Below are 3,935 nucleotides of genomic sequence, written 5' to 3' on the forward strand. Positions count from 1 at the left end.
CTTGCGCCGGGGAGCACATCAACAGCTACACTTCGGCTTCGCCGCGGCCTTCGGCGCCGTCGTCGCGAACTCCGCACGCGTCAGGTCGCCCGACTTGTCGCCGTCGGCGCCGGCAAAGCGCTGCCCCGTCGCCGCCGCCCATTCCTCGAAGGTCAGCAGGTTGTTACCGTCCTTGTCGAGCTTGCGGAACGCCGCGGTGCGCGACGACATCAGTTCGACGCGGCTGATCCGGTCGTTGCGGTCGCGGTCGAAGCGATTGAAGCGTCGCTCCTCGCGCGATGCCTCCTTTGCCGCAGGCAGCGCCGGCGGTGCGGGCCCGCGTTTCGGCGCCCCCGCCGCAGCGACCGGAATCGCCGGCGGGGAGGGCGGCGGATCGGGCAGGACCTCCTCCTCGGCAATCTGCGTATAGCCCTTCCACATGAACAGCCCGCCGGTGAGCAGCAGCGCGCTCGCCACGCCGCCGATCAGAAAACGCGAAATCGCCATCCGTGCCTCCCCACCCGGTTGATCGGGCAAGCTATCATGGCGCGCTCGATCGCGCCAACAGACGTCACCAATTTGGCGGCGAATCTTAATCGGGAAACTTGTTAAAACCCGGGCCGATCATTGCTATATCCGATCAATGCAAAACTACCTCCCCTCGCTGAAGCAGATGCAATATCTCGTCGCGCTGCACGAACACGGCCATTTCGGCCGCGCCGCCGATGCCTGCAACGTCACCCAGTCGACGCTCTCGGCGGGGATCCGCGAGCTCGAGACCCTGCTCGGGCAGACGCTCGTCGAACGCACCCGGCGCGTCGTGCGTTTCACGGTGCTTGGCAATGCCATCGTCGAAAAGGCGCACCGCGTGCTGCGCGAGGCCGAGGAACTTGCCGACATGGCCGCCGCCGCCGCCGCGCCGCTTGTCGGCGAACTCAGGATGAGCGTCATCCCGACGATCGCGCCCTTCCTTCTTCCCGGCCTGCTACCGCGACTTCGCAAGGAGCGCCCTTCGCTCAAGCTTTTCCTGCGTGAGGAACCGAGCGCGCAGGCGTGTGAATCGCTCCACCATGGCACCGTCGACTGCGTCCTTCTCGCGCTCCCCTATGCGTGCGGCGACGTCGAGAACGAGCCGCTGTTCGATGATGCGCTTTTCGTCGCCTTCCCCGGAGACCAGAGCGAAGACCTGCCCGCCATGGTCAGCGCCGACCAGATCGACCCGGCGCAGATGCTGATGCTGGAGGACGGCCATTGCCTCAAGGATCATGTCCTCGCCGCGTGCAACCGCCCCGAACTGCGCGCCGGCGCGCGGATGATGGGGACGTCGCTGCACACGCTGGTGCAGATGGTCGACAACGGGCTCGGCATAACGATGCTGCCGCAAATGGCGATCGAGGCCGGCATCCTCGACCACACCGACATCGACACGCGCCCGCTCGATTCGGAGCATGACTGGCGGACGATCGCGCTCGTCTGGCGCAAGGGCAGTCCGCGCGCCGACGAATTCCGGATGCTCGCGGATATCTTCCGCAAGCATAAGGTAAACTAGGTCAGGAAACGGCCGGAAGCTGCCGATAGGGATGTGCACCCCGGCGCAAGCCGGGGCCCAGAGCGTAATCGCGCAATGCCAGCCTTCTGACGCCATGGGCCCCGGCTTGCGCCGGGGTGCACATCCCTATCGGCAGCTTCCGGTCGATTCCGGCCGTACCCATCCCCTATCCCGACGCACCGCCGAAACTTCGCCCCCGTCCCATGCGTTGCTCCCGTCAGAAGGAGCGAAGATCATGACCCTCCCCGCCGACACCCTCGTCCTCGTCGCTGACGGCCGCAAGGCGTTGTTCCTGCGCAATCACGGCGATCAGCGCCAGATCGACCTGCGCACCGCGTCGCACCGGGAGCGCGAAGATCGAAAGGATAGCGACATCAAGACCGATGCCTCGGGCCAGTCGCCCGCTCCCGCGGGGACCGGCCTGCCCGGCGGCACGATGGGCGAGCCCGATTTCCATCAGCAGGAGGAAGATCGCTTCGCCCGCGATCTTGCGGAGAAAATCAACGCGATGGCGCTCGTGGGCCAGTTTGACGCGCTTGTCGTGGTCGCGCCCGCGCGCACGATGGGCGAGCTTCGCCCGCTCTGGCACAAGGAAGTGAGCGCGCGCCTCATCGGCGAGCATGTCAAGGAAATGACCGATCGCCCGATCGCCGATATCGAGGCACTGCTTGCAGGCGAAGCCGCGCCGCCGGGTTGATCAGCTACGCGCTTCCTTGGCGAGCGTGCCGACCACACCCCACGCGATGAGCGCCTGCCCGCCAAAATAGAGTGGCCACACAAGCCACATCGTGACGTCCCTGGACAGAACCGCTCCCTCGCCCGCGAAGATGAAGAGATCGCTCGCGAGGAACATCATCGCGCCGATTCCCGTGCGATAACGCGGAAAGCGGCTGGTCCACGCGGCTGTGGCCATCGCGGCGACGAACAGCGAATAGATGGCAGCGTGCCACCAGCCCGCCGCGGGGCTCAGCATCGCCCAGACAATCACCAGTGTTGCGGGCATCGTCAGCCAGCCGAGCAGCCGCTGCGATGGCGTCATCTGCGCCCGGCGGTTGGCCAGATACAGGATGATGGCGATCACATGCCCCACCGCGAACGCCACGGCCCCCACGACCAGGCCCCTCGCATCGAGCAGATAATCGCCGAGCGCGCCGAAACCCAGGACCGCGGCGATCAGCCAGCCGTTCTTCTCCCGCGCGTTCGCCGCCGCCCAGACCGCCAGCAAACCAACGCCGCTCGTCTTCCACGCCCAGATCGCGGGCCCGTCGAGCCGCTGATAGACCGCGATGAAAAAGCTGATCCCGCCAAGCAGCGCCAGCCACCAAAGCCACCGCGCCCGATCCCAACCCTGCTCCCCGCTCATCGTCCACCCCTTTGCATCTTGCCTTCAACCCGCCTAGTGCGCGGCGGATGCCGGGCAAGTCAACGGCCAAGGTCAATCGGGAAGCGCGTAAATGAGCTACGACATTCACATCATCGGCGGCGGCCTCGCGGGTTCCGAGGCGGCCTGGCAGCTTGCCGAGGCGGGTTTCCGCGTCCGCCTCTCTGAAATGCGCGGGGGGGGCGACATGACCCCGGCGCATCAGGGCGACACGCTCGCCGAGATGGTGTGCTCGAACAGCTTTCGCAGCGACGATGGCGACAGCAACGCCGTCGGCCTGCTCCACCGCGAGATGCGCAGCCTCGGCTCGATCATCATGCGCGAAGCCGATGTGCACAAGGTCCCCGCGGGCTCGGCGCTCGCGGTAGACCGCGACCTCTTCTCGGGCGGCGTCACCAACGCGCTCGAAAGCCATCCCAACATAACGATCGTGCGCGAACGCATCGACACGCTGCCCGCCGACGGCCTGACGATCGTCGCGACCGGCCCGCTCACCGCCGCCGGCCTCGCCGCGAGCATCGGCGACGCGACCGGCAAGGACGCGCTCGCCTTTTTCGACGCAATCGCCCCGATCGTCTACCGCGACAGCATCGACATGGACGTCGCCTGGATGGCGAGCCGCTGGGACAAGGTCGGCCCGATCGGCGACGGCAAGGATTATATCAACTGCCCGATGGACAAGGACCAGTATCACGCCTTCGTCCGGGGCCTCGTCGACGGCGACAAGACCGAGTTCAAGGATTGGGAAAAGGACACCCCCTATTTCGAGGGCTGCATGCCGATCGAGGTCATGGCCGAACGCGGCCCCGAAACCTTGCGCTTCGGCCCGATGAAGGGCGTCGGCCTCGACAATCCGCGCACCGGTCGCTGGCCCTATGCGGTCGTCCAGCTCCGCCAGGACAATGCGCTCGGCACGCTGTGGAACATGGTCGGCTTCCAGACCAAGCTGAAGCACGCCGCACAGGTCGAGCTGTTCCGCACCATCCCCGGTCTCGAAAAAGCCGAATTCGCGCGCCTCGGCGGCCT

The 3,935-nt window shown here is 66.4% G+C and carries 5 protein-coding genes; 3 read left to right on the forward strand and 2 right to left on the reverse strand.

All coding sequences use genetic code 11. The features are described 5' to 3' along the window. Window positions 1–18: 18 nt before the first annotated feature. Window positions 19–486: a hypothetical protein gene (locus VGD20_RS21220; protein WP_331136354.1), complete on the reverse strand. Its 468-nt coding sequence runs from the start codon at window positions 484–486 to the stop codon at window positions 19–21. A 136-nt stretch (window positions 487–622) separates the two neighbouring features. Here VGD20_RS21220 and VGD20_RS21225 point away from each other — a divergent pair, with 136 nt between their 5' ends. Both VGD20_RS21225 and VGD20_RS21230 read left to right on the forward strand, forming a co-directional pair. Further along, window positions 623–1,528 (forward strand): hydrogen peroxide-inducible genes activator, encoded by a 906-nt coding sequence (locus VGD20_RS21225; RefSeq protein ID WP_331136355.1) that lies wholly within the window; start codon window positions 623–625, stop codon window positions 1,526–1,528. 235 nt (window positions 1,529–1,763) lie between these two features. Next, window positions 1,764–2,225: a host attachment family protein gene (locus VGD20_RS21230; protein ID WP_331136356.1), complete on the forward strand. Its 462-nt coding sequence runs from the start codon at window positions 1,764–1,766 to the stop codon at window positions 2,223–2,225. On the opposite strand, the gene VGD20_RS21235 is transcribed toward VGD20_RS21230, so the two are convergent. Continuing rightward, a complete protein-coding gene (locus VGD20_RS21235) occupies window positions 2,226–2,891 on the reverse strand; it encodes a lysoplasmalogenase (RefSeq protein WP_331136357.1) in 666 nt (221 codons plus the stop codon). Window positions 2,892–2,982: 91 nt separating this feature from the next. Here VGD20_RS21235 and trmFO point away from each other — a divergent pair. Next, window positions 2,983–3,935, forward strand: a 953-nt coding sequence (trmFO, locus tag VGD20_RS21240; RefSeq protein ID WP_331136358.1) for a methylenetetrahydrofolate--tRNA-(uracil(54)-C(5))-methyltransferase (FADH(2)-oxidizing) TrmFO, incomplete at its 3' end; no start/stop codon positions are given.

Origin of the sequence: Sphingopyxis sp. (genome assembly GCF_036402335.1) — a bacterium.
In the GTDB taxonomy this organism is placed as follows: Bacteria; Pseudomonadota; Alphaproteobacteria; order Sphingomonadales; family Sphingomonadaceae; genus Sphingopyxis.

Bases quoted from the DNA above. Each gene is read 5' to 3' on its own strand.
- VGD20_RS21220 (WP_331136354.1), bottom strand. From the start codon at position 486: ATGGCGATTTCGCGTTTTCTGATCGGCGGCGTGGCGAGCGCGCTGCTG.
- VGD20_RS21225 (WP_331136355.1), top strand. From the start codon at position 623: ATGCAAAACTACCTCCCCTCGCTGAAGCAGATGCAATATCTCGTCGCG.
- VGD20_RS21230 (WP_331136356.1), top strand. From the start codon at position 1,764: ATGACCCTCCCCGCCGACACCCTCGTCCTCGTCGCTGACGGCCGCAAG.
- VGD20_RS21235 (WP_331136357.1), bottom strand. From the start codon at position 2,891: ATGAGCGGGGAGCAGGGTTGGGATCGGGCGCGGTGGCTTTGGTGGCTG.